At 42.8% G+C, this 24701-nt stretch carries 19 protein-coding genes; 16 read left to right on the forward strand and 3 right to left on the reverse strand.

Going from position 1 to position 24701, the window contains the following annotated elements; all coding sequences use genetic code 11:
• Positions 1–375 precede the first annotated feature (375 nt).
• The 4 genes from AR334_RS09565 (at position 376) to AR334_RS09580 (ending at position 6607) form a co-directional block, all read left to right on the forward strand.
• Positions 376–1434 carry an NAD(P)/FAD-dependent oxidoreductase gene (locus AR334_RS09565; protein ID WP_082692868.1) on the forward strand — a complete coding sequence of 353 codons (1059 nt, stop codon included), beginning with the start codon at positions 376–378 and terminating at the stop codon, positions 1432–1434.
• A gap of 177 nt (positions 1435–1611) precedes the next feature.
• Positions 1612–3402 carry an ABC transporter ATP-binding protein gene (locus tag AR334_RS09570; protein ID WP_066308790.1) on the forward strand — a complete coding sequence of 597 codons (1791 nt, stop codon included), beginning with the start codon at positions 1612–1614 and terminating at the stop codon, positions 3400–3402.
• Between the two features lie 93 nt (positions 3403–3495).
• Entirely contained in the window at positions 3496–5490 is a 1995-nt protein-coding gene (locus AR334_RS09575; protein ID WP_066308793.1) for an acetoacetate--CoA ligase, read from the forward strand.
• Between the two features lie 253 nt (positions 5491–5743).
• The gene (locus AR334_RS09580) at positions 5744–6607 is read left to right on the forward strand and encodes a DegV family protein (protein ID WP_066308794.1); all 864 of its coding nucleotides are present in this window, start codon (positions 5744–5746) and stop codon (positions 6605–6607) included.
• Between the two features lie 88 nt (positions 6608–6695).
• Here AR334_RS09580 and AR334_RS09585 read toward each other — a convergent pair whose 3' ends face one another.
• Positions 6696–7934: an MFS transporter gene (locus AR334_RS09585; protein WP_066308797.1), complete on the reverse strand. Its 1239-nt coding sequence runs from the start codon at positions 7932–7934 to the stop codon at positions 6696–6698.
• Positions 7935–8236: 302 nt separating this feature from the next.
• Here AR334_RS09585 and AR334_RS09590 point away from each other — a divergent pair, with 302 nt between their 5' ends.
• From AR334_RS09590 to AR334_RS09640, 12 genes are all read left to right on the forward strand, one after another.
• Positions 8237–8896, forward strand: a complete 660-nt coding sequence (locus AR334_RS09590; RefSeq protein ID WP_066308801.1) for a DJ-1/PfpI family protein — start codon at positions 8237–8239, stop codon at positions 8894–8896.
• 135 nt (positions 8897–9031) lie between these two features.
• The gene (locus AR334_RS09595) at positions 9032–10525 is read left to right on the forward strand and encodes a PAS domain S-box protein (RefSeq protein ID WP_066308803.1); all 1494 of its coding nucleotides are present in this window, start codon (positions 9032–9034) and stop codon (positions 10523–10525) included.
• Positions 10526–10688: 163 nt separating this feature from the next.
• Complete coding sequence (locus tag AR334_RS09600) at positions 10689–10898, forward strand: copper ion binding protein (protein WP_066308806.1); 210 nt, start codon at positions 10689–10691, stop codon at positions 10896–10898.
• A 43-nt stretch (positions 10899–10941) separates the two neighbouring features.
• Complete coding sequence (locus tag AR334_RS09605; protein WP_082692870.1) at positions 10942–13320, forward strand: cation-translocating P-type ATPase; 2379 nt, start codon at positions 10942–10944, stop codon at positions 13318–13320.
• Positions 13321–13347: 27 nt separating this feature from the next.
• A complete protein-coding gene (locus AR334_RS09610) occupies positions 13348–14265 on the forward strand; it encodes a hypothetical protein (protein WP_066308809.1) in 918 nt (305 codons plus the stop codon).
• 175 nt (positions 14266–14440) lie between these two features.
• Positions 14441–15868: a PAS domain S-box protein gene (locus AR334_RS09615; RefSeq protein WP_066308811.1), complete on the forward strand. Its 1428-nt coding sequence runs from the start codon at positions 14441–14443 to the stop codon at positions 15866–15868.
• On the forward strand, positions 15868–16518 hold the full coding sequence (locus AR334_RS09620) for a response regulator transcription factor (RefSeq protein WP_066308815.1): 651 nt from the start codon (positions 15868–15870) through the stop codon (positions 16516–16518). The genes AR334_RS09615 and AR334_RS09620 overlap by 1 nt, the downstream gene beginning before the upstream one ends.
• Positions 16519–16729: 211 nt before the next feature.
• Complete coding sequence (locus AR334_RS28820; RefSeq protein ID WP_082692871.1) at positions 16730–16873, forward strand: YrzI family small protein; 144 nt, start codon at positions 16730–16732, stop codon at positions 16871–16873.
• Between the two features lie 281 nt (positions 16874–17154).
• Positions 17155–18672, forward strand: a complete 1518-nt coding sequence (locus AR334_RS09625) for a malate:quinone oxidoreductase (RefSeq protein ID WP_066309388.1) — start codon at positions 17155–17157, stop codon at positions 18670–18672.
• A 111-nt stretch (positions 18673–18783) separates the two neighbouring features.
• Complete coding sequence (gene hprK, locus AR334_RS09630; protein WP_066308817.1) at positions 18784–19719, forward strand: HPr(Ser) kinase/phosphatase; 936 nt, start codon at positions 18784–18786, stop codon at positions 19717–19719.
• A gap of 239 nt (positions 19720–19958) precedes the next feature.
• Positions 19959–20570 (forward strand): hypothetical protein, encoded by a 612-nt coding sequence (locus tag AR334_RS09635; RefSeq protein WP_066308820.1) that lies wholly within the window; start codon positions 19959–19961, stop codon positions 20568–20570.
• 81 nt (positions 20571–20651) lie between these two features.
• A complete protein-coding gene (locus AR334_RS09640; RefSeq protein WP_066308821.1) occupies positions 20652–22163 on the forward strand; it encodes a hypothetical protein in 1512 nt (503 codons plus the stop codon).
• A gap of 93 nt (positions 22164–22256) precedes the next feature.
• Here AR334_RS09640 and gntK read toward each other — a convergent pair whose 3' ends face one another.
• Positions 22257–23795, reverse strand: coding sequence for a gluconokinase (gene gntK / locus AR334_RS09645; RefSeq protein WP_066308822.1), 1539 nt, complete (start codon positions 23793–23795; stop codon positions 22257–22259).
• A gap of 14 nt (positions 23796–23809) precedes the next feature.
• Positions 23810–24634, reverse strand: a complete 825-nt coding sequence (locus AR334_RS09650) for a TetR/AcrR family transcriptional regulator (RefSeq protein WP_066308825.1) — start codon at positions 24632–24634, stop codon at positions 23810–23812.
• Positions 24635–24701: the final 67 nt, after the last annotated feature.

Here is a 24701-nt window from a genome sequence, read left to right on the forward strand (position 1 = left end):
AAAATAGGTAACGTAGAGGCAGTCTACGTGCCCAAAAATGGTATGGAAGCCGAAAATAGGTAACGTAGAGGCAGTCTACGTGCCCGAAAAGTGTTTTGGAAGCTAAAAATCGGTAACGTAGAAACGTTCTACGTGGCCAAAAATGGCTTGGAAAACAAAAATCGGTAACGTAGGAGCGTTCTACGTGCCTAAAAATGGTTTGGAAAACAAAAATCGGTAATGTAGAAGCATTCTACGTGCCCGAAACAGGTCCGGAAACCAATAAGCGGTCACGTAAATCTAAACTACTCATTAAACTAAAAAGGTAGAGAATCTTTTTCTATGGGAGAAACTACCTATTGATGATAACCTAGATGCATAAAGGAGTGAAATAATGTGGTATATGATGTGGTAGTAATTGGCGGTGGCCAGGCAGGTTTGGCAATGGGCTACTTCCTAAAACAAACTTCCTTAAAGTTTGTCATTCTTGATAACCTAGAAAGAACTGGTGATGTTTGGCGGAAAAGGTACGACTCCCTAGTGTTGTTTACCCCCCGCTCATACAGCGCATTACCTGGTCTTGCATTATCCGGGGACCCGGATGGTCTTCCAGCAAAGGATGAAATTGCTGATTATCTTGAGCATTATGCACAGAATTTTGATTTGCCAATCCTGCATAATTGTAACGTTCAAAAAATTAAACAAGAAAACAATCTATTCACGATCGAAACAAATGAATCACGGTTAACGGCAGAGAAGGTCGTTGTAGCAACAGGCCCCTTTCACACTCCAATAATCCCACCCTTTGCCAAAGATCTACCAAGCGATATTCTCCAATTGCATTCTTCGGAGTATAAAAACCCTGCCCAGCTTAACAAGGGGGCTGTCCTAGTAGTCGGCGGTGGCAATTCCGGAGCGCAAATCGCCGTAGAATTATCGGAGCATTATGAAACTTTCCTTTCTGTGGGACAAAAGCCTCGGTTTCTTCCTTTAACAGTGGTTGGAAAAAGTATTTTCTGGTGCTTTGATAAAGTGGGACTCCTGCAAGCAGACCGAAATTCCCGGATTGGCAAAAAAATTCAAAGCCAGCCCGACCCAATCTTTGGTTTGGAGTTAAAAGACAAATTAAAGAATAATAGAATTACTCTAATAGGCAGGACAAAATCAATAGTGAATAACCAAATTCAGTTTGAAGACTCCTCCACGATTGCCGTCAAAAATATCATTTGGGCTACAGGTTTTAAGCAGGATTACTCCTGGATTGAGATTCCAAATCTTGTAGATCATACTGGAAAAGTAAAACAAAATCGGGGTGTGACAGATATCGAGGGGTTATACTTCCTAGGACTGCCATGGCAGCATCGAAGAGGATCCGCTTTGCTGCTGGGGGTAGGCGATGATGCGGAATTCCTATCTCAAAAAATCACGGCACAAAATCTAGTCTATTTGAATTAATTCGCAGGCTTCCAAACTGGAAGTCTTTTTTTTGGTTTTTTTCACATGATCCCCCCACAAAATCTTGCGGGATAACTCAAAAACACTGCGGCTGTGTTCGAAAAGAATGCGGTTGGGAGGAGCCGGAACCGCCGTAAAATGAGAACAAATAGATTCGTGTGAAAGGAGTTTCCCAAAATGAAAGATTTTAAGTTATTTTTACCGTATGTTAAGCAAGTCCGCAGTCTATATATAATTGGTTTCGTCGGCAGTCTGTTTCGCTTTCTGATCCCGTTGTTTGTACCGCTCATATTAAAATACATTTTCGATCAGCTGTTGCAAAACGAGTCATTAACCCGCGGCCAAATGCTAGAACAATTACTGTATATCGCCGCTGGCATGATTGTCGTTTTCCTATTCATCCGTACACCGATGGAATATATGAGGCAATTCTGCATTCATAAAGCCAATAACAATATTATCAAGCAACTCCGAAGGGACGCTTTTAAAAAAGTTCATTCGTTAGATGCAAAGTATTTTGTCGATAACAAAAGCGGCGAAATCGGCACGCGATTTTTTGATGATATCGAAAAGGTGAAAGGCTTCCTGACAGCAATGTTCGGTAATATCTGGATTGAGATGATCGTTCTCCTGTTTGTCATCGCAGTAATGATGACACTCAATATAAAATTGGCAATCCTTTCTGTCCTTCTTGTCGGTTTTCAATTTGTAATGGCCCATATTCTTTCGAAAAAATTTAAGCAATCCACTGGCAGCATGATGAAATATCGCTCTGTGATGAGCGGGTTTATTTTTGAAAAAATCCAAGGGGCTTTCCTTTCAAAATTGTTCGCTGCAGAACAGCGTGACAAAGCGGAACTAGAGCAGCACTTAACCAAGTTTGACAGATTGACAGACCACCAAGCCAAAATCAACGCGGTTATGCTTTCCCTCGTGAACGTACTCAGTGACATGACGCCGTTTATTGTCGCCATCGTCGCCAGCCTATTCGTCATCGATGGCAGCTTAACTGTCGGCAGTTTAATTGCCTTTTTTGCCTACGTGGATAAAATGAGAAGTCCGGTTGCTGCACTCGTAAATGCTTATCCGGCTATCACTGAAGGCAGTGTCGCCCTAAACAGAATCTTTTCCTTTTTCCATACACCTTCAACGATTAAAGAAATAGAAAACCCGGTAGAACTAAAGGAGTTTACAAATTCTATTGAATTCGAGGATGTTTCTTTTTCCTATGATGGCAAAAAGAACACACTGCAGCATGTTTCCTTAACGCTTGAAAAAGGGAAATCATATGCATTCGTCGGGGAGAGCGGGGGCGGCAAGAGTACAATCCTCCAGTTGCTGCTGAGAATGTACGATGCAACAGGAGGTGAAGTATCGATCGATCATATCAATATCAAAAACTACTCGTTAGCCAGTCTCAGGGATCACATGGGTATTGTCACCCAAGATAACTTTTTATACAGCACATCGATTAAAGATAATCTTAAAATGGGGAAGCTTGATGCGACCGACGAAGAAATAATCGCGGCGGCCAAAAAGGCCTATGCCCATGAGTTTATTTCGATGCTGCCCCAGGGGTATGATACCGAAATTGGAGAGCGGGGCGTTAAACTTTCCGGAGGCCAAAAACAGCGAATTTCACTCGCTCGTGTCTTTTTAAAGGATCCTTTGATTATGATCCTCGATGAAGCGACTAGTGCACTTGATAATGAAAGCGAAAAGCTCGTTCAGAACTCGATTAATCAGCTTGCCCACGACAAAACGATTGTCATGATTGCGCACAGGCTTTCGACGATCTTACATGCGGACACAATTTTCGTCGTAAAAAACGGGGAAATCATCGAAAGTGGCAATCATCAAAGCCTACTTGCGTTAAATGGCTATTATAAGGACCTTTACATGAAACAAAATAAACCGTTAGAAGAAAAATTCCCAATTGGGAAAGTCGGCCAACTGGCCAATGTTTAGCAAAAATTTTTAAAATTCAGAAGGAAATTAACATTCCCAACTCGTATATGGTAATAGGGGACCTGCATAAAAACGAACATTGGGGGAATGGGAATGACAATTCAACGAATCGAAGGGAAGCTTTTGTGGGAACCATCGCAGCAATTTCAAGATGAGTCCAATATGAAAAAATTTATGGCATGGCTTGAGGAAACGCGGGGGTTACGTTTCCAAACATATGAGCAATTATGGAATTGGTCAGTCACCGACATCGAAGGGTTCTGGTCCGCGATTTGGCATTTTTATGAGGTTCAGGCGAAAACACCTTATGATCAAGTATTGGCAGATAAGAAAATGCCAGGGGCCAAGTGGTTTCCCGGGTCTACATTAAACTATGCCGAGCATATTTTTCGCAATGAAGTTCCGGAAAAAGCAGCGATAATCTACCAATCTGAAAACAGGGCACTTGGTGAAATCACTTGGTTCAAACTGAAAAAAGAAACAGCAGCCATCGCCGCTTATTTGAAGTCATTAGGCGTTCAGCCAGGTGACCGTGTCGTGGCCTATGCTTCCAACATCCATGAAACCATTACGGCCTTTTTAGCTTGCGCCAGTATTGGTGCCGTATGGTCGAGCTGCGCGCCGGAATTTGGAATCATGAGTGTGATTGACCGCTTCAAGCAAATTGAGCCAAAGGTGTTGTTTGCAGTCGACGGCTACCGCTATGGAGGGAAGGACTTTAACCGCACCGAGTTGGTAAAGAAAATTCAAGCGGAATTGCCGACATTAACCCAGACGATCATCATCCCTTACCTTCAGGAGGAGCCACATTTGGAAGAATTGAAGGATGCTGTCTTATGGGGCGAGGCCATTGAAAAGAACAAGGGCGAAGTCTTAACCTTTACGCCAGTGCCATTTGACCATCCGCTCTGGATTCTATATTCTTCCGGCACAACCGGAAAGCCGAAAGCGATCGTCCAAAGCCAAGGTGGCATCTTGCTGGAACAATTGAAAATGATTGGCTTGCAGAAAAATGTGAAGCCTGAGGACCGGCTATTCTGGTTTACCACTACTGGCTGGATGATGTGGAACGTTGTTGTCAGCACATTATTGACGGGCGCCACCATTTTGCTTTATGACGGAAACCCCGGGTATCCGAATTATGATACATTATGGAAGTTTGCTGAAGAGACTAAAATGACCGTTTTCGGCACATCAGCAAGCTTTATTACCGCCTGCATGAAAGCGGGAGTAAAACCGAAGGAACACTTTGATTTGTCTCATTTAAACAGCATCGGTTCAACTGGGTCGCCGCTTCCGGTCAGCGGCTTTGATTGGGTGTATGAAGAGGTGAAGAAAGACCTTTGGCTAGTGTCGACCAGCGGCGGAACTGACCTTTGCACTGCATTTGTCGGCGGTTCGCCGCTATTGCCGGTTCATTCAGGGGAACTTCAGTCCCGAGCGCTCGGGGCCTCTGTAAAAGCATTTGATGACCAAGGACAAGAATTGGTTGATGAAATTGGCGAATTAGTGATTACCGAACCGATGCCGTCGATGCCGATTTATTTTTGGAATGATGAAAACGGCGATCGCTATCACGACAGCTATTTTGACGTTTATTCCGGCATATGGCGCCATGGCGATTTTATTAAAATTACTACAAAAGGGAGCGCCATTATTTACGGGCGTTCCGATGCAACCATTAACCGTGGCGGGGTGCGTATGGGCACAAGCGAGATCTATAGCGCACTTGAAAGCGTGCCGGAGGTCATCGATAGTTTGGTAGTGGATATTCCGATTAGCAGCGAACAATCGTATATGCCGCTGTTTGTAGTGATGAGGGAAAAAGCATCACTTACGGATGACGTGAAATCAAGAATCAACCAAGTCATCCGCCAGAACTGCTCACCGCGCCATGTGCCGAATGAAATTTTCCCAGTCGAAGAACTGCCGAAAACGCTGAATGGAAAGAAGCTTGAGGTGCCGATTAAGAAAATCCTGATGGGCACCCCGGTCGAAAAGGCAGTCAACATCGGCTCATTGGCAAATCCGGACACTATTCAATATTTCGTAGAGTTTGAGAAAAATATGAATGGAACACAAGGATAAGGTAAAGAAGGCCGCTCACATTTGTGGGTGGTTTTTCAACGTTTAACTTCAATTGCCTATGGTCACCGTCCGCTCTTTGTCAAAAGACTCTTAATTGCCTGACTAGTGTCAGGAAATGTTCATTAAACATCCATAAAAGAAAATGAAATTAGATAGTAAAAATGCATGATTCCATGTACGATGGAACCATGCCTTTTTTTGTTTGATTCATGAATATTAATAGAAAATGATATATAGCGCCTTGGAGGATATAATGATAAAAATTATAGCGGATTCAACATGTGATTTATCTGATGAAGTACTACAAATGTACGATATCAGCTTGGCACCTCTAACGATAAACATAGAGGGGAAAACCTATAGAGATAGGGTTGATATCCAACCAGATGAATTCTATGGAATGATGGAAGCATTGCCTGAGTTTCCGACTACTGGTATGCCAAGCCCAGCCGAATATCTAAGTATAATCAATCAGGCCGTTGAGGCTGGTAATAAAGAAATACTATGTGTCTGTATGTCCAGCGGGACTAGTGGTGCGTATCAATCAGCTGTTCTAGCCAAGGATTATTTCTATGAGGAAAACCCGGAATCAATTGTAAAAATACATGTAGTAGATTCGAAATGTATGAGCCATGGAAGTGGCTGGCTAATCATGAAAAGTGCGATTAAGAGGGAACAGGGCGCTTCGTTCGAAGAAATTGTTTCATTTAATGAAAAATATAAGAAAAAAGTAAAACACTTCCTATCCGTAGATGATTTAGACCATTTAATAAAGAGTGGCCGGCTCACGAATGCGAGTGCCATAATAGGAAAGCTCCTATTGCTGAAGCCTGTTATGACGATGAAAGATGGAAAAGGGGCTATAGTTGGAAAGGAAAGAGGATTGAAAAGAGTCCTTAAGCATTACACTCAAGAATTTATCAAGAGAAATGATAAGGAAATGACGAACTTTATCATAATTGGCTATACATCAGATCGAAAAGTAGCCGAAAATCTTAAAGCCAAAATCCAAATGGATACTGACTTTTCGGGAGATATCCATATTATGCAAATGGGAGTATCGGTTGGGACTCATGTTGGTCTAGGTGCCATTTCTATGTTTTTTATAGAAAGGTGATGAAACTGTTGAAAAAATTATAAAAAAAGTGCCAGGTGCCTTCCAGAAAAAAATCTGTTGGCCCTGGCACTTTTACTTTCTGAAAAAATTAATGATGCTGCATTTGTGCAATTTTCACCTGCTTTGCCTGCTTCATTCTCTGCATTGGCAGCATCGCAATGGCTCCAATGATGAACAAACTGGATGCCATCACGTAAAGCATCCCAAGAGGGAACTGCTCTTTCAATATCCCTACGAGGCTCATGTTCAGCACCATTCCGCCGATAAACAGCGGATTTAAGATCCCGTTAACTCTTCCTACAAATGACTCCTCAGCATTTGTCAATATCAGTGTATTACAGGCAATATGAATCGGCGGGCCCATGACTCCTGAAAGGAATTGAGCGATTAGGGCAACCGCAACTAATTTAACATTTCCTAATACGGCAACAGATACAGCACTGGATATAAACCCTACCAGGAGCATTGTCTGGGGTTTGACCTTTTGGGACAATACCATTGCCCCGACCCCGCCAAGGATCATCCCTACACCATTAATAGCGGTAAACCATTGCAGGTTTTGCACTGATAATCCCAGATTATCGGTGACCAAAAAGATGCCTAGCGGATTAATAAGACCAAGACCCATCCCGGCAGCCAGGAAAAATCCACCCATGTAGAGAAAAAGCTTATTAGAAAATACGTATCGCAAGCCCATTTTCATTTCTTGAGATACTTCGGTTTTCACTACTGTTTCTACCTTTTGATCAGCAGGCAAGAAGGCTAGCACTAGTGCGGATACAAGGAAGCAGGTTCCCATGATGGCGATTGAAACATAAATCCCGAATTGAAAGTAAATCAGCGTACCAATAATCGGCCCCAGTACCGTAAACAGGGATTGAATGGTTTGGTTCATCGACATTCCCATTTGCATTAACGACTCCGGAACATGAAGCTTAAATAACTTCATGGCAGAAGGCTGTGAAAACTGAGATAGGACGGATGAAACTAGTGTGGCGAAGAAAATCGCCTTCCAGCCCCCAAACACCAGTGCCAGCAGGACGGCAAACACAGAAAGAGCGCTTAACAGATCACAGACAACCATCGTCAGTTTCGGCCTCCAGCGGTCAGCAAACGTTCCGCCGATGAAGGAAAACAAAAAGATGGGAGCGAATTCCGCAACCGAAATCATCGAGATCGCAAATGGATCTTTATGGGTTTGCTCGGTTACAAACATCAAGATCGCAAAATTACGTACCCATATTCCTAATTGCAAAAACAGACCTGATAATAAGATTGATTGAACAAAACGATTGGCAAACAACGATTTCATAGATGGTTTATTCATAATAACAACACCTCTCCTATTTTTTTGATTGTAAAATTTGAATAAATATAGCTAGTTGTTTAGCGGTTTTATCAACTCCTTCTCACCGGCTTTATGATCTATGGACTCAGTTTACTCCAGCTAAGGGATGTCAAAACCGCAAAGATACCGTTCAAACGCCGCAATCATTTGGTGAGCATCCGAAAGGGGGGCTTGCGGCGACCCGCATGAATTTTGCGTGGAGTGACGCGAAATTAGCGGGAGGCAGTGCAGTCTCCAAAGATAAGATAGAAGTGTTCAAATAAATTAGAGGAGAGATGAAATTGAATCAACAATGGAAGGTAGGAATTTTATTATTTGAAGATGTCGATGTGCTGGATTATGCAGGACCGTTTGAAGTGTTTTCACTTACGGTCTATGAAGACGACAAAATAGCGCCGTTATTAACCACAGGTTTATCAAACGAAGAAAAACCATTTATCGTTAACACGATTTCCCAAACGGGGGAGTTGATTTCCTCGCATAATGGCCTCAAAATTCAACCGGATTTTGGTTTTCAATCGCCGGATTACGAATTTGATATCCTAATTGTTCCGGGCGGTCCCTTATATGCGATAAAGAAATGCATCGAAAATAAGGAACTTATTAACTGGATTTCAGATTTTTATAACGCTGGTGGTATAGTTGCCTCTGTTTGCTCCGGTTCCATTCTGTTGGCGGAGGCAGGACTTCTTAATGGAAAAAAAGCTACGACCCATTTCTTGGCTTTGGAGTATTTGAAAGCCATGTATCCAAATACGACCGTAGTATCAAACGTTCGTTATGTGGATCAGGGTGATCTTCTTACCTCTGCCGGGGTATCGGCAGGCATCGACATGTCGTTGTATCTCGTTTCAAAATTAATGGGAGAAAAGGCAGCGGCCAGAACCGCAGCGACAGAAGAATATCCATATGACTGGAGAATAAAGGAAGAAAATCGATAGTTTGACCAGCGGGAAAGGATGCCTTAAGCGGCATCCTTTCTTTTTATAAAACGAATGAAACTTTTCTCTATTCAGTTTTCCACTCATAATGTAAAATGGAATTTATAGGTAATATTATCCATAGGCGGTGGGATATTGGAAAAATTAAGCCAGAGTAACTGGGAGTTTGAAACGATTTCGAAGCATACACAGGATATCCTTTTAATAGTTGATCAACAACAAATCGTCAGGTTTGCGACGCCTTCCATGGAATCTATTTTGGGCTACCATCCTGAAGAATTCATTGGGGAAAATGCCTTTGACCCCCTTTTTCCGGAAGACAGAGATCGGCTAATGGCCTCGCATAGGGAAGCGATTGTCACAGGTGAACCCAGGGTGGATGAGTATCGGGTGTTCCATAAGAACGGAGAGTTAAAATATTTCGAATCGCGGGTCATGCCAGTTCAAAATCATCCTGATCATCTTATTGTGGTTGCTATCAGAGATATTACAGCGAGGAAAAGGATGGAGTCAGAGCTAGAGCGCCGAAAGGACAGGTATCAAGAACTGCAAAATAGTTTAAAAAACTATTCGCAGGACTTATCTAAGGTCATGAAGTTGTCTGAACTTAAGACCAGACTGCTAAATGAGCTAAATATTATCATTCCTGATGCCCAACCGCAAATCATCATCTATAATCGGGATAAACAATTAATCCAAGGGGAGTACTATGCAAAACTGCCCTCCGATTTTTCAAGTTTAAATGTAGGCAAGCTGCAAGAGGATAATGGTCAGATTTATATTCTAATAGGCGATCGCAAGGAATTGGCCTATATCCTTACAATTAAAGCCTCTGCCATGAAAGAATCAATGGATACCATTTGGCTTGAGACATTGGTTTATTACACCATAATGGTTTTTGAAAGTTTATTAGTGATTGAAAGCCTCATGGACCAATTGGAAACAGCCCTGCAAAAAAGCGAGAAGCCTCAGTGGATCTTACGGCTAATGTTTAATTTATCGGAAAAACAAAGAATGGAATTATCTAGTGATTTGCATGATACCGTTCTGCAGGATCAAATGGCGTTATTTCGGAATTTAGAAAGTATTATAAAGGAATATCGGTTTGACAGCGAAGTGGACCAGCAGCTGAAAGAAATTGTTCAGGGGCTGGTGGACACGATTCATCAAATTCGAATGACCTGCAATGAGTTACGTCCGCCGCTGTTAAGAGAAGCAGGCCTGATTAGCGCGCTAGAGAATTTATTTGATTACACTCAGGTTTCGTCTACCTTCAAAATCGGCTTTACCACAGGGAATACTGCAGATTTGGAATTAAATGAAGAAGAAACCCTCGGCATTTATCGAGTTATCCAAGAGCTCCTAAACAACGCCGCCAAACACTCGCAGGCTGCCAATCTCCTTTTTCATATTGAAAGACAGGATGAGCATATTCATCTTCGCTATTCCGATGACGGCAAGGGATTTGCTTCCGATAAATTAACGCCGTCCTTTTCAAGCATGGGGTTTTCTGGAATGCGTGAAAGAATTCGTAGCCTGAACGGTTCGATTGAATTTCAATCGGAGCCTGGAAAAGGACTCGAGGTTAGCTTACAAATACCAATCAGTTCAAAGGTCAATCCTTTTTGAAAAAAAGCCACAGTTTGTGGTTTATTTTTTTTGCCCGAAAAATGACCTGCGGGACCCAGGCAAAATCCTGCGGGGGTTCCCAAAAACATTGCGGTTTGGAAATAAGGCCGTTTTTATACAATAAAAATGTAAATAAATTGAAAAATACAAGGAGAGATGAGAGATGGTTCAAGTAACGTTAGCTGTTAAAGGTATGTCTTGCATGCATTGTGTGATGGCTATTAAAAGTAGTGTTGGAAAACTGACAGGAGTAAAGAAGGTAAAAGTAAATTTAAAGGAAGCCAATGTAACTGTCACGTTTAACGCGGATCAAGTGGCCTTAAATCAGATAAAAGATCGGATTGAAAGTAAAGGATATGTTGTTTGCCATTAGGCTCCGAAGCCTTTCTGAATAATTATAAGAAAGGAAAGTAACCATGAGTATAAAAGACGCAAATCTGCAAATTACGGAAAAGGCGGAATTCCTGATCACCGGCATGACCTGTGCCGCCTGCTCGGCAAGAATTGAAAAAGGACTAAACAAAATCGATGGGGTAGCCAAGGCTGTCGTGAATCTGGCGATGGAAACGGCAACAGTGGAGTACCATTCTTCCATGGTGGAGGTTCAGGACCTTTTTAAAAAGGTCGAACAACTTGGATATGGGGCAGAACAAAAAGAGGCGGCAAGCCAAGAAAAAGCTGACCCGCGCGAGCTGGAGCTGCAGCAGCAAAAGGGCAAGTTTCTGTTCGCAATGCTACTATCCTTCCCGATGGCTCTTGTAATGCTGGCTGATATGGCCAAGGTGCCTGACACCCTTGGAATCCAGGCCTTCTTTATGAATCCATGGGTGCAGCTGGTCTTGGCTGCACCTGTACAATTACTCATCGGGCTGCAGTTTTATAAGGGTGCTTATAAAGCAATTAGGAGCGGCAGCGCGAATATGGATGTCCTAGTGGCGCTGGGAACATCCGCTGCATTTTTCTATAGTTTATATGTATTGTACGATTCCTATGGAACGGGCGCGATGATGCTGGAGGTTTATTTTGAAACGAGTGCTATATTAATTACGCTGATTATCTTAGGAAAGATTTTTGAAGCAAGTGCCAAGGGCAGAACCACGGAAGCAATCAAAAAACTGATGGGATTGCAATCAAAAATGGCTGTTATCGAACGGAATGGCCAGGAACTGGAGGTTCCGCTTGAAGAAGTGGTTGTTGGCGATATTTTGTTAATTAAACCAGGTGAAAAAGTGCCTGTGGATGGGGAGATTATCGAGGGAAGAACCGCATTGGATGAATCGATGTTAACCGGCGAAAGTGTTCCGGTGGATAAGTCGATTGGCGACATGGTCATCGGCGCCACGATCAATAAAAATGGTTTTATCAAGGTACGGGCCACCAAAGTGGGTACGGATACGGCGCTGGCTCAGATAATAAAAATTGTCGAAGCCGCTCAGGGCTCAAAGGCGCCAATTCAAAGATTGGCGGACAAAATCTCGGGGATTTTCGTCCCGATTGTCGTGGGTATTGCAATCTTAACATTCTTGTTTTGGTATTTCTGGGTAACCCCAGGAGACTTTTCTGGAGCATTGGAAAAATTAATTGCCGTTCTCGTCATTGCCTGTCCGTGTTCGTTGGGGCTGGCGACCCCCACTTCAATCATGGCGGGATCGGGCCGTGCTGCCGAATTTGGCATCCTCTTTAAAGGCGGAGAACATCTCGAAAGAACCAGCCGTCTGACCACAATTGTATTGGATAAAACTGGAACAATTACAAATGGGGAGCCTGTTTTAACCGACATCGTCATTGATGGAAACGTGAGCGAACAGGAATTTTTAGCAATTGTCGCTGCGGCTGAGAAACAGTCTGAACATCCATTGGCTCATGCGATTGTTCAAGGGGTACAGGAAAGAGGAATTTCCTTAAAGGAGTGCACAGACTTTGAATCCATACCAGGGTATGGTGTAAAAGCAATCGTTGAAGGAAAGAAAGTCTTAATTGGAACTCGCAGGCTTTTGGTGCAGCACGGTGTGTCCTTTGAAAAAGCCGAGGCTAGCATGGAGAGTCTGGAGCATACCGGGAAAACAGCAATGTTAGCTGCGATTGATGGAGAATATGCCGGTATAGTGGCAGTGGCGGATACAATCAAAGCTTCGTCCAAAAAAGCAGTCCAATGCCTGAAAGAAATGGGCTTGGAAGTCATTATGATAACAGGTGACAATAAACAGGCGGCCCTAGCGATTGCCAATCAGGCAGGGATTAAGCACGTATTGGCGGAAGTACTGCCAGAAGGAAAAGCGGAGCAAGTCAAGAAGCTTCAGGACCAAGGAAAAATCGTTGCTATGGTGGGAGACGGCATAAACGATGCACCGGCGTTGGTAGTTGCCGATATTGGCATGGCAATTGGAACCGGAACGGATGTGGCGTTGGAGGCGGCCGATATTACCCTGATGCGCGGAGATTTAACGAGTATTGCCGATGCTATCCATATGAGCAAGAAAACGATGCAAAACATAAAGCAAAACTTATTCTGGGCATTTGCCTACAATACGCTTGGAATTCCAGTTGCCGCATTCGGTTTTCTGGCCCCGTGGCTCGCGGGAGCTGCCATGGCTTTTAGTTCGGTCTCGGTCGTCTTAAATGCACTTCGCCTTCAACATGTTCATGTTGGAACCGAAAAAGCCGCACTAAACCCGAAACGATGGCTCCTTCCGGCATTATTGTCACTGGTGGTTCTGTTTGGCGGTTTTTTTATCTATAACAATTTGGTAGAGGAAGCGAAATTACAGAGGTTAGTAGATGTTTTTTTAAAGTGAATTTTTAAAAAGTAAGGAGTAATCGAAATGAGAAAATGGGCACTAGCAGGCATGCTTTATGTAACGATTGTGATCGTCGGTTTTCAGGCATATGACAAATGGTTTGCTGATGAAAAGGACACGGCGCAGGCAGGTATGCAGGATATGGGAAAAATGAATGACACAAAGAGCAAGGGTAAGGGAGAAAATATGGATAACATGGAAGATATGGATGACAAAGAGCACAACGAAGAAGCCACAGAAAGTGGCGGCCACGGGGAGGAAGGTAGTCACGGCCATGGAGGGGATTCTTCACATGGCGATGGTAGCCAAGTCAATGCATTTGTGTATAATGACGAAAACAACATCAAAATCATTTTAAAGGATAAGGCCGGGAATCCAATTGATAATTTAGAAGTCAACCATGAAAAGATCCTTCATCTCATCATGGTCGATGAACAGCTCCAGAAGTACTATCATGTCCACCCGGAACGAACGGCGAAAGGCGAATTCACAATTGGAAATTCGCTTCCTGCTGGCTACTATAAAGCATTTATCGACATTAAGCCAACATCCTATGCATACGAAGTAGAGCCAGTTCCGTTCGTGGTTGGGACTCCGAAAATGGAAGGCCATGGCCATGCATTGGTGCCTGACACCACTTTTACCAAAACGGTCGATGGGGAAACAGTAACCATGAACTTTAATTCCTTTAAGGCGGGGGAAACGGTCAAACTTTCCTTTGACTTAGATAGAACAAACCTGACTCCATATTTGGGGGCAATGGGTCATGTGGTGATTCTGGATGAATATGGCAAGAAGTTCCTTCACGTACATCCTTCCAATGAAACGGACACCGTTTTTGAAACGACGTTTGATAAGCCAGGAATTTATAAGATTTGGGCAGAGTTCCAGCAAAATGGCAAGGTCCGAGCCTTCCCGTTTGTAATTGAAGTAACAGAATAAAGAATGATGTAAGATATGGGGGGAGGGCGTGAGGTCCTCTCCCTTTTCTAATACGAATAAAGCCAAGCTGACCTTCACAAAAAAGTCGCCCGTCACGCAAGAATTTTGCGGTTTGTGGAGAATACGATTCCGTTAAACTAGTAGTAGAAAGTAAGAAATCCAGGTGGTGTTTTTTATGAACGGCAGTCAGAAATTTTTTCAGTACATTGCAGATCACACAAGCGATGTACTCATGATTGTAGATCGAAACCGACACATTGTCTATGTAACCCCAAATATATATGAAATCAGTGGTTATCGTCCTGAAGAAATTCAAAATAGAGACACATTTTTCATGGTTCATCCGGAGGACCGGGAGTTTTTGGAGAAACGGCATGAAAATCTGCTGGAATCAAAACAAAGCAATTCTTCGGAATATCGGGTTGTGAAGAAGAACGGGGAAATCCGGTACTGTGAATGTAAAACAACGCCACTTCCTGACACAGAAAATTACCTTCAGGTTGTGTCGACAAGGGATATTACCGACCGGAAGTTAATGGAAATGGATCTGGCGTACCACAAGAATCGTCATGAAATGCTTCAAAACAGCCTGAAGAACTTTTCACAAGAACTATCTTACGTGATGAAACAACCCGACCTCGAAGCAAGACTGACCAGGGAAGTGGGAACAATTTTACCAAACTCCGACCCTATTGTTTTGAAAACATATCCGGAAAATATGGTACTATCAACAGGAAAAATAGAGATTGTTGGCGAAAAAGTATTTATTAAAATTGGCGACCACAAGCAAGTCCCGCTGATCCTATCCATTCGCGCCGAGGCGATTCGTGAAAAAATGGAGTCCATCTGGCTGGAAACATTAGCATTTTATGCGATGATGGTGTTGGAGAATTTAAATATGATAGAGAACCTGATACAGCAGCTGGAGACCGCCACCCATCAAAAGGAAACGCCGCAATGGGTGCTGCGGATGATGTTTAACCTCCAGGAACAGCAACGGTTAACGTTATCGAGCGACCTCCATGATACGGTTTTGCAGGATCAGATTGACTTATACCGAAGACTGGAAGCTTTGCTAAATCGCCATGACTTTGAAAAAACGGCCAAAAACAGGCTGACCGAGATTGAACAAGGGATGCTGGATATCATTCATGAAATACGGGCAACGTGCAATAATTTACGGCCGCCATTGTTAAGGGAATTGGGACTCGAACGGTCGCTGGAAAATTTATTTGAACATATCCAGATTTCGTCCACCTATCGTATTATTTTTTCGTCACAAGACCTTTCACGAATCGGTTTAAGCGACGAGCAAACCATCGGAATTTACCGAATCGTTCAGGATTTGCTTCACCATGCAGAAGAATATTCTCGGGCAGACCAAATTAGGTTTGATTTCTATCATGAAAATGAATTTTTGAAAATGATGTACCGTGATGATGGAACTGGATTGGATGCAGACAGTTCCGAATATATAAAACTAACAACAATCAAACAAAGAGCGAAAAGTCTTGGAGGAAAAATGGATCTCCACATTGTGTCCGAAGGCGGATTAATCGCCACTTTGGAGATTCCGATCACTTTGGAAAGGAGTTTTGTGTAATGGTAAATATATTAATTGTTGATGACCACTTGTCGATTATTGAAGGAACTAAAATGCTGTTGGAACAAGAGCCTGATTTTAATATTACTGTGGAAAGCAGTTCATTGAATGCGATGAACATCATCAAATTGAATCATTATGATGTCTTGTTATTTGATTTATACATGCCACACCTAAATGGCCTAGAGTTGGCTAAGCAGGCATTGGCCTATAATCCGGACCTAATTATTTTAATTTACACCGGATTTGACATAAAGCCTCACTTTAATTTACTCGTGGAAGCAGGGGTTGCGGGCTTTCTTTCAAAGACCTCCTCAAGGGATGATTTGGTTACCGGGATTCGCTGTGCCTTAAAGCGTCAGGTCGTACTACCGCTTTCGCTTGTAAGGGAACTTAGGAGGCCAGGCATAATTGCCGACAGTTCCAGCCCAACCCAAAAAATCGCATTATCGACGACCGAAGAACAAATCCTGTCAGAACTGTCCAAAGGAAAAAGCACACGCGAAATGGCCGCCACATTGGCCATGAGCCAGCGGTCATTGGAATATAATTTAACCACGCTTTACCAAAAATTTGGCGTACGCACACGCGTTGATACCATTGCCAAGGCGAAACAGCTAGGGTTGATCCCAGAGGAAGAATTAAAGTGAAATATCTACAAAAAAACTGCCAGGGTGACTACCTCCGGCGTTTTTTTTTTGCCCAAAGCCAGCAAAGAAGGCTGTTCGATGTACCTCAAAATCATGCGTGACTCTTCAAGAACAATGCGGTGATCCTCAAAAAGACTGCGGTTTGCTCAAGGTCATTCCTTCGTACAATGTAACTATAGAAAAGGTAATTTTTATAAGGAGATGAACGAGAATGACTCTCAATATTTTATCTTTATCGGTGACAATTAAAAAAAGGAAAATAAGTCTGGAAAAAGCAGTTCAACAGGAAATGGTCAAAAAGCTATATGAGGAAAATCATGATCGGCTGCATGCCATGAACCATTGGTTTCTGTAAGGAGGTTTGGTTAGGTTTTGAAAAAGATGAAAGGATTACCAGGATAGCGCCGCTCCCATATGTGGGCGGTTATTCTACTTTTTCCAGTTAAAATTTAACTTAAAAACTATGAAAATAATATTAAATAATTTGAATCTATAAATAATAGTGATAAACTATAGACAGGCAATAATTGATCCAGAAAAGGTATGTGACGAGTTGCGCACTTGTTTGTTTGGCTGATTATGCGCTCTTCGCCTGCATCCTTTCTGTAAATGATAGGATAATAAGGGATGGGAAAAATGAGTAACATTCAAACGAAAACAGACGTAATCTTAATTGGTGCCGGGATCATGAGTGCCACATTAGGGACACTCTTGAAAGAATTAGTACCGGAATGGAACATTACTGTATTTGAGAAGCTAGATAAAGCAGGGGAAGAGAGCTCCAACGAATGGAATAATGCAGGAACTGGGCATGCTGCACTTTGCGAGTTAAACTACACCGTTGAAAAACCGGACGGAACGCTCGACATAAATAAAGCAATCAAAATTAACGAACAGTTCCAAGTTTCCAGACAGTTTTGGTCTTATCTAGTGAATAGCAATCTAATCCGGAATCCGCATGACTTTATCATGCCATTGCCGCATATGAGCATGGTGCAGGGTGAAAAGAATGTGGAATTTTTGAAAAAACGCTTTAAAGCGCTTTCCAACAATCCTCTGTTCCAGGGAATGGAATTCTCCGAGGATTCGAAAAAATTAAAGGAATGGATTCCATTGATTATGGAAGGGCGGACCTCGAACGTACCGATTGCCGCTACAAAAATCGATTCTGGTACGGATGTCAACTTTGGTGCGTTAACGCGCATGTTGTTTGACCATTTAAAGAAGCAAAATGTAGAAATCAAATATAATCATCAAGTTGAAGATATGAAACGTAAAGAGGACGGTTCATGGGAATTGCAAGTGTGGAATATGGCAACCGGTAACATTGAACGTCATTCCGCTAAGTTCGTCTTTATCGGGGCTGGCGGTGGAAGTCTTCATTTACTGCAAAAAACCGGTATCCCTGAAAGCAAACATATTGGTGGATTCCCAGTTAGCGGGTTATTCCTTGTATGCAAAAATCCTGAGGTTGTCAAAAAACATCACGCAAAAGTATACGGCAAAGCAGCCGTTGGCGCGCCGCCGATGTCTGTGCCGCATCTTGATACACGATATATTGAAGGCAAAAAATCATTGCTGTTTGGACCGTTTGCCGGCTTCTCGCCAAAATTCTTGAAAACTGGTTCTAATATGGATTTAATAACTTCTGTGAACCCGAATAATCTCGTGACAATGTTGGCGGCAGGCGCTAAAAATATTCCGTTAACAAAATACTTAATCCAGCAGCTTATGCTATCAAAAGAGCAGCGGATTGAAGAATTACGCGAATTTATTCCAAACGCGAAAAGCGAAGATTGGGATATCGTCGTAGCAGGCCAGCGTGTACAAGTGATCAAAGATACTGAGGCTGGCGGAAAAGGTACGCTTGAATTTGGAACAGAAGTAGTCAGTGCCGCTGATGGTTCAGTCGCTGCCTTGCTCGGAGCTTCACCAGGCGCATCCACTGCCGTAAACGTCATGCTTCAGGTGATCAAAAAATGCTTCCCGCAGCAGCTAAAAGTATGGGAGCCGAAAATTAAGGAAATGATCCCTTCTTATGGTGTGTCACTGATGGAAAACCCAGAACTTTTGCAAAAGGTGACTTCTTCAACTGAGCGAGCGCTTGGTCTGCGAGAACAACAAGCCGATAAGAAAGGCCGAAACGTATCGTAAGCAGGAAATTTCTTCTTTTTTTTAAAAACTGCGCCTCCGATTGGGGGTGCAGTTTTTTTGTGTATGTTATAATCTTTTTATTAATAAGCTTTTTAGGACGGAGAGGTTATTGTGAAAAGAGTAACAGTTGAAAACTTGGTTCATAGGTTTTCATTAAAGGTACTGGCCGGCGAAGGTCAACTTCAGAATGTGATTACCCAGCCGAGGGTGCATCGTCCAGGCCTGGAATTTGTCGGGTATTTTGATTTTTTTCCGACTGAGCAGGTACAAATTCTAGGAAAAAAGGAAGTTACCTATTTACATAGGTTAAGTGAAGAAGAACGTAAAATACGGATTGGAAATATTGTTCATTATCATCCGCCATGCTTTATTGTCACCTGCGGCGAAGAAGGACTTACCTATTTAAAGCATCATTGCGTAGAGCAGGGGATTCCATTGTTAGTCACTAAGGAGCCAGAGGTGACTTCCGAGTTTATTACCAAATTAGATGGGCATCTGGTGAAAGAATTGGCCGAGGAAATTGCGGTGCACGGGGTTTGCATGAACGTGTCCGGAATTGGCATCTTAATCCGTGGCAATTCAGGTGTCGGAAAAAGCGAGACGGCCCACACCTTAATTCGCCGGGGACATCGGTTGGTAGCAGATGATATCGTAGTCTTAAAGAAATTAAGCCATCAAACGATTCTGGGCACCCACGATGAAAAAACCAAGGAGTTCTTGGCGCTGCGCAGTATTGGATTGTTGAATGTCGTTCGCCTGTACGGCCGCAAAGCGTTTCAAGACGAAACGCGAATAGCGCTAGATATCCATTTAACGAAATGGGAAAAAGATGCCTTATACAATGATTTAGATCAGGAATTTCAGTATGAGGACTACATGGGTGTCAAGATTCCTTCGATTGAAATCCAACTTCAGCCAGGGCGTGATGTAGCCGGCTTAATCGAGGCGGCAGCCAATAACTGGTATTTGAAACAGCAAGGCTACAGTGCCGCGGAAGAATTCATGAGCAGGATTGAGGCTGATATGGGGAATTCAGAGACGAAATAGGTATTAAAGACATTTTGCCAAAAAAATAATAAACCATAGGTTTGAAAAAGATGGAGCTGAACATCGTTCACAACGATTGTTTGTTCTCCATCTTTTTTCTTAGGACTTTTGTCGAGGATGTAAAAATGATGTTGTAAAAATTGGAAAGTTTTTAGATTTAAAGATAGGCTCCCTATAATACTCTTTAATGGTAGCCCAAATTTCCTATGTGGGTGTTACTTTATAAGGGAGGTAAGTGGATGAAAAAATGGATTTATTCGGTGCTAACGGCAGGGCTGATTGCAGTGTTACTGGTTCCATTAATGGGATTCAGTCCTAACGCAAAAGGCAAACCAAAGATTAGCCCGAATCAGATTACATTGGAAAGTGGCGGGGTTGGGGTTCCATTAGGAGAAGCCAATGAATATTTCCCAGGTGTTTACCATCTGCCAACTGATGGGATAATTGGTGGTGTTGCTGGCGGTCTTGGATTTGGCTGTGTTCCTGATGTGCATGAGTTTAGCAAGAGTGTTGAGGGAGAACATATTGTCTTTACAGCCGGCGTTAAAGAGTTTGCCTCTCATGCGGATGCAGAAGCATTGCTTGATGAATTCACTATTTATGTTGAAATCACAAGTAATGGTCAAAAGGTAATAGAGTTGCCTTTCTTTTATCATGGTGAGGATCCGAATGAAAACAAACCGTTCTGGGTAAGTGCTCTCTATTTCAGCGATGCGTATCCTGGTGCTAATGTGATCAACCTGCCTACTGGAGAGTACAACTATAAATTTAAAGCAAAAGCTAATGAGAAAAACGGTCATGTCCTTGCTGTCTGGGTACCGAAAAATCATAAGTTTACAATTGTAGATTAATAGACGTTAGGGGGGATGAGGAGCAGTAAAAAGCTCCTCATTCTATAAATAACAAGATTTTTTTAATAAAGGAGCCAAAAGATGAATAAAGTCTATAAAAATATTTATATCGCCGCAGTATTCATTCTCACAATAATTGTTGCGGGCTGCAGCACGATCAGCACTGCAACAACATCAACAGATAAAAAGAGTGAAGCGAAAAACACTAAAGGTGAACAGGCCAAACAAGAAAAAACACCTGTTTTTCCAGGTGAAATCACCCTTTCCACGGACAAAGGCGAGGTAGGGACACCCGTCCATTTTTCCATAAAGGGGCTTGATCCAAATACAGAAACACAATTGGAGTGGAAAACGGTAGAGGGCAAATATGATCTTAATGGATTGTATGAATTTACTGGCGTTTCGTTTAAGGACAAGGTGGTTCCATTAACTGCTGGTAAAAGTGATGCAAATGGGGTGCTTGAAGGGGACTTTGCTGTTCCAAGCGGATTTGGCGGTAATCATACGATTTTTGTCAAGCAAGGAGACAAATTAATGACGCAAGCCAACATCCATGTCAATCCAACCTTTAAAATGTCACCTGAAAAAGGCCCTGTCGGCACTGAAATCACCATTACGGCTGATGGAATGGGCTATGCGGATATGGAGCGAAACTGGCAGCTGACCTACGATAATAAATTTACAGGCCTTCTAACGGCAATTACGACAGACGGCAAAGCGGTTGCCAAAATTCGTGCTTCAGGCGGAGTGGGGAAGCATACATTGACTGTCTGGCATGGCTATTTAGGAATGGCCTATATTAATCATGAACAAGCACCAACTTCCTATTTGCCTGTACCTTTTTTCACATTTGAAGTGACAGATGGAGAGATCGATAAAAGAAATGTGGTTGAAGCCTTACCAACAGCTGCAGATGGCGGTGTCGTCATGCCAGAGCTAAAGAATGAGTCTGGTGTAAAAGTCAGTTTGGATAAAGATTCTGGCACTGTAGGCGAAACTGTTACCATGACCGCAACCGGTCTCCCGAAGAATCAAAAAGTGGAAGCCATTTTTAATACAATGAGAGGCAGCCGTGTATCCGGAAATGGGTTTGGCGAAAAGCAAATAGAGTTGTTCACAATGGAAACTGACGAGCAAGGTGCGTTGACAAAAACATTTCCTGTTCCAGATGATTTAGGGGGAATTCCACATCGGATTGACTTGAAAGTAAATGGAAAAATATACGGACAGACCTATTTAAGTATTACACCGTCCATTGTAAAAATTACACCAGCATCCGGCCCGGCCGGCACACCATTTCAGATTGAGTTAAAGGGAGTCGGCTGGACCGAATATGATAATACTTACCAGATAGCTTATGATAATGGATATGTTGGCTATGTCTGTGGCTTTAATACGGCCGGCACAGTCATCGTCAATATGGTCGCTTCTGGGGAACCCGGGTACCACATTATCGACTTCTACCCTGGAATTTATCGAGGAAAACAGCAAAAACCTGATATATACTTGGCACCTCAGTTGACATATGGAGACGATCACCCGGGCAGTGCAATTCCGGCCATCAGGTTAGGCTTTGAAGTTACCCGCCCGTAAAATTACCCCTATAAAGTTAAATAAACTTAAAGGCACACTTATAAAAAATGACCGGAAAAATTCTAAAATTCCGGTCATTTTTTATGTGAAATACTAGCTCTTTCCTATTTCCCTTTGATACTTCGCAATTCGGGAGTAATCTTCCTTTAAAACCTCTGTTAAGTGCATGAAAATCGGCAGTAACTGACGGTATTCCTTGACAGCACCCGGGTCAGGTGTGTGTTTATAGGTACTGCCAACCAACTCAGATGCGATATCAAAAGAATTGATTCTCCCTAATGAATATAAACCCAGTATGCAGGCCCCGAGGCATGAGCTTTCAAAGCTTTCAGGCACGACCACTTCAGATTCAAAGATATCGGACAGCATTTGCCGCCAAACAGAGGATCGAGCAAAGCCGCCGGTTGCCTGAATCCGTATAACAGGTCCGTCCATGCATTCTGTTAATGCCAAAAATACTGTGTATAGGTTGTAAATGACTCCTTCAAGGGCAGCCCGAATCATATGTTCCTTTTTATGAGCCATTGTCAGCCCGAAAAACGAACCGCGGGCATTCGGATTCCATAATGGAGCCCGTTCGCCGGCTAAAAAGGGATGGAAAATTAATCCATATGCACCAGGTCTAACCCCTTCGGCAATCTTCGTCAATACCCCATACGGGTCCATTCCCAATCGTTTTGCCGTTTCTACCTCTGCTGCGGTCAGTTCATCGCGAATCCAGCGGAGAACGATGCCGCCATTGTTGACCGGGCCGCCAATGACCCAATGATTTTCCGTAAGCGCATAGCAAAAGGTTCTACCTTTTTCATCGGTTTGCGGCTTATCAATAATCGTGCGGATTGCCCCGCTTGTCCCAATTGTAACGGCAATTTCACCTTTCCCAATCGCGTTTACACCAAGATTAGAAAGCACGCCGTCACTGGCCCCAATAACAAAGGGGGTACTGGGATCAATCCCCATCTGCCTAGCCAAATCCGGATGACAGTCCGTAAATAAGTTGGTTGTCGGTACAAGCTCTGACAATTGTTCCCGACTAATGCTGGCAATGGTTAATGCCTCCTCATCCCAATCTAAGGTGTTGAGGTTCATCATGCCCATGGCTGAAGCGATGGAATAATCGACCACATATTGATCAAAAAGCTTTTTAAAAATATATTCCTTAATACCGATATATTTTTTCGTATTGGCGGCGATTTCGAGATGGTCATTGACAATCCAGGCAATTTTGGAGAGGGGGGACATTGGATGGATCGGTGTGCCTGTGCGCTTGTACACCTCATGGCCATTCCATTCGCCTTTGATTTTTTCTGCCCATCCCGCACTTCGGTTGTCTGCCCAAGTAATGCATGCAGTCAGCGGCTGATCATTCTCATCCATGGCAATCAAGCTATGCATGGCACTGCTGAAGGAGATAAACAGGAGCTTTTTATCCGCGTGCTGTGTAGTGATATTCGATACTGCACGCAAAACAGCTTGAAGGATTTCCTCAGGATCTTGTTCAGCAGTCGATAAATCAGGTGTGTACAGCGGGTAACCAATATTCTCTTGCTGGATGACCTTGCCGTTCTCGCTGAATAACACCGCTTTGGTACTCGTCGTACCGATATCTACCCCTAACATATAGTTAGTCATTTTTTCATTCTCCCTTAAAAAGCATAACGGCGGAGCAAATAAGAAATCCATTTGCAATCCGGATTATTACGGATGTTTTCTAGCAGCCCGTTTACAATGGCAGGACTTAAAGATGGTTCCACCAGCTGCTGTCTTAACAAGATCAACGATTCTTTTTCGATTGGTTCTTCGATTTCCTCCATCTTTTGGCCAATCAAATCAATTAGCTGCTCCTTTGATACTTCTTCATCAATCGGCTGGATCATTTTGATCAGCTCAGCCGAAACAAATGGGATCGTGGCATGCCGTGCCAGCAGGTTTGTTTTTTCCGCAAGCGATTCCGCTAGAAGCTGCAAATCTACTGGAACATTATAGAACACAAATAGATGGGCATAAGTATTCATAAACCCTTTAATAGTATAAATTAAATCATATTTTGTATGTTTGACTGAATTCCCATATAAGCGCTCAATCATCAATAGAATGTTTTTTTCAATTAATTGGTCGTAATATTGCATTTTGGAAAAGAGCTCTTTGTTAAGCGTTTGTGAAAATTCCTTCATAAGTACTTTGGCAAAATCGGAATGCTTGTGAAACGATTGGTAAATCGCAAAATAAAATTCATATAAAAGCTGGTCATCCTTCGTGTTTCTGACTATGTAGTCAATATCGGAAACGCTTTGCATCATAAACTGGTCAATCAAGGCGATAATAAGCTCGTCTTTTGATTTGAATGACAAGTAAAAAGCACCTTTAGAAATCCCGCAGCGCTCGGTGATTTGCTGGACGGATGTGGCCTCAAATCCTTGCTCTGCAAATAGCTCCAATGATTTTTCCATGATTAATTGTTTCTTTACCATGTGATTGTCTCTCCCGAAGTCTTTGATTGACAAATGACTATTTGGTCATTATTATAAGGAATTGAGT

Origin of the sequence: Bacillus sp. FJAT-29814, assembly GCF_001510715.1 — a bacterium.
In the GTDB taxonomy this organism is placed as follows: Bacteria; Bacillota; Bacilli; order Bacillales; family Cytobacillaceae; genus Neobacillus.

Excerpts from the sequence above, each read along its gene's own strand:
- AR334_RS28820 (WP_082692871.1), top strand. The coding sequence starts at position 16,730 with ATGACTCTCAATATTTTATCTTTATCGGTGACAATTAAAAAAAGGAAA.
- AR334_RS09570 (WP_066308790.1), top strand. The coding sequence starts at position 1,612 with ATGAAAGATTTTAAGTTATTTTTACCGTATGTTAAGCAAGTCCGCAGT.
- AR334_RS09640 (WP_066308821.1), top strand. The coding sequence starts at position 20,652 with ATGAATAAAGTCTATAAAAATATTTATATCGCCGCAGTATTCATTCTC.
- AR334_RS09635 (WP_066308820.1), top strand. The coding sequence starts at position 19,959 with ATGAAAAAATGGATTTATTCGGTGCTAACGGCAGGGCTGATTGCAGTG.
- gntK (WP_066308822.1), bottom strand. The coding sequence starts at position 23,795 with ATGACTAACTATATGTTAGGGGTAGATATCGGTACGACGAGTACCAAA.
- AR334_RS09610 (WP_066308809.1), top strand. The coding sequence starts at position 13,348 with ATGAGAAAATGGGCACTAGCAGGCATGCTTTATGTAACGATTGTGATC.
- AR334_RS09615 (WP_066308811.1), top strand. The coding sequence starts at position 14,441 with ATGAACGGCAGTCAGAAATTTTTTCAGTACATTGCAGATCACACAAGC.
- AR334_RS09580 (WP_066308794.1), top strand. The coding sequence starts at position 5,744 with ATGATAAAAATTATAGCGGATTCAACATGTGATTTATCTGATGAAGTA.
- AR334_RS09585 (WP_066308797.1), bottom strand. The coding sequence starts at position 7,934 with ATGAATAAACCATCTATGAAATCGTTGTTTGCCAATCGTTTTGTTCAA.
- AR334_RS09620 (WP_066308815.1), top strand. The coding sequence starts at position 15,868 with ATGGTAAATATATTAATTGTTGATGACCACTTGTCGATTATTGAAGGA.
- AR334_RS09650 (WP_066308825.1), bottom strand. The coding sequence starts at position 24,634 with ATGGTAAAGAAACAATTAATCATGGAAAAATCATTGGAGCTATTTGCA.
- AR334_RS09575 (WP_066308793.1), top strand. The coding sequence starts at position 3,496 with ATGACAATTCAACGAATCGAAGGGAAGCTTTTGTGGGAACCATCGCAG.
- AR334_RS09605 (WP_082692870.1), top strand. The coding sequence starts at position 10,942 with ATGAGTATAAAAGACGCAAATCTGCAAATTACGGAAAAGGCGGAATTC.
- AR334_RS09600 (WP_066308806.1), top strand. The coding sequence starts at position 10,689 with ATGGTTCAAGTAACGTTAGCTGTTAAAGGTATGTCTTGCATGCATTGT.
- AR334_RS09625 (WP_066309388.1), top strand. The coding sequence starts at position 17,155 with ATGAGTAACATTCAAACGAAAACAGACGTAATCTTAATTGGTGCCGGG.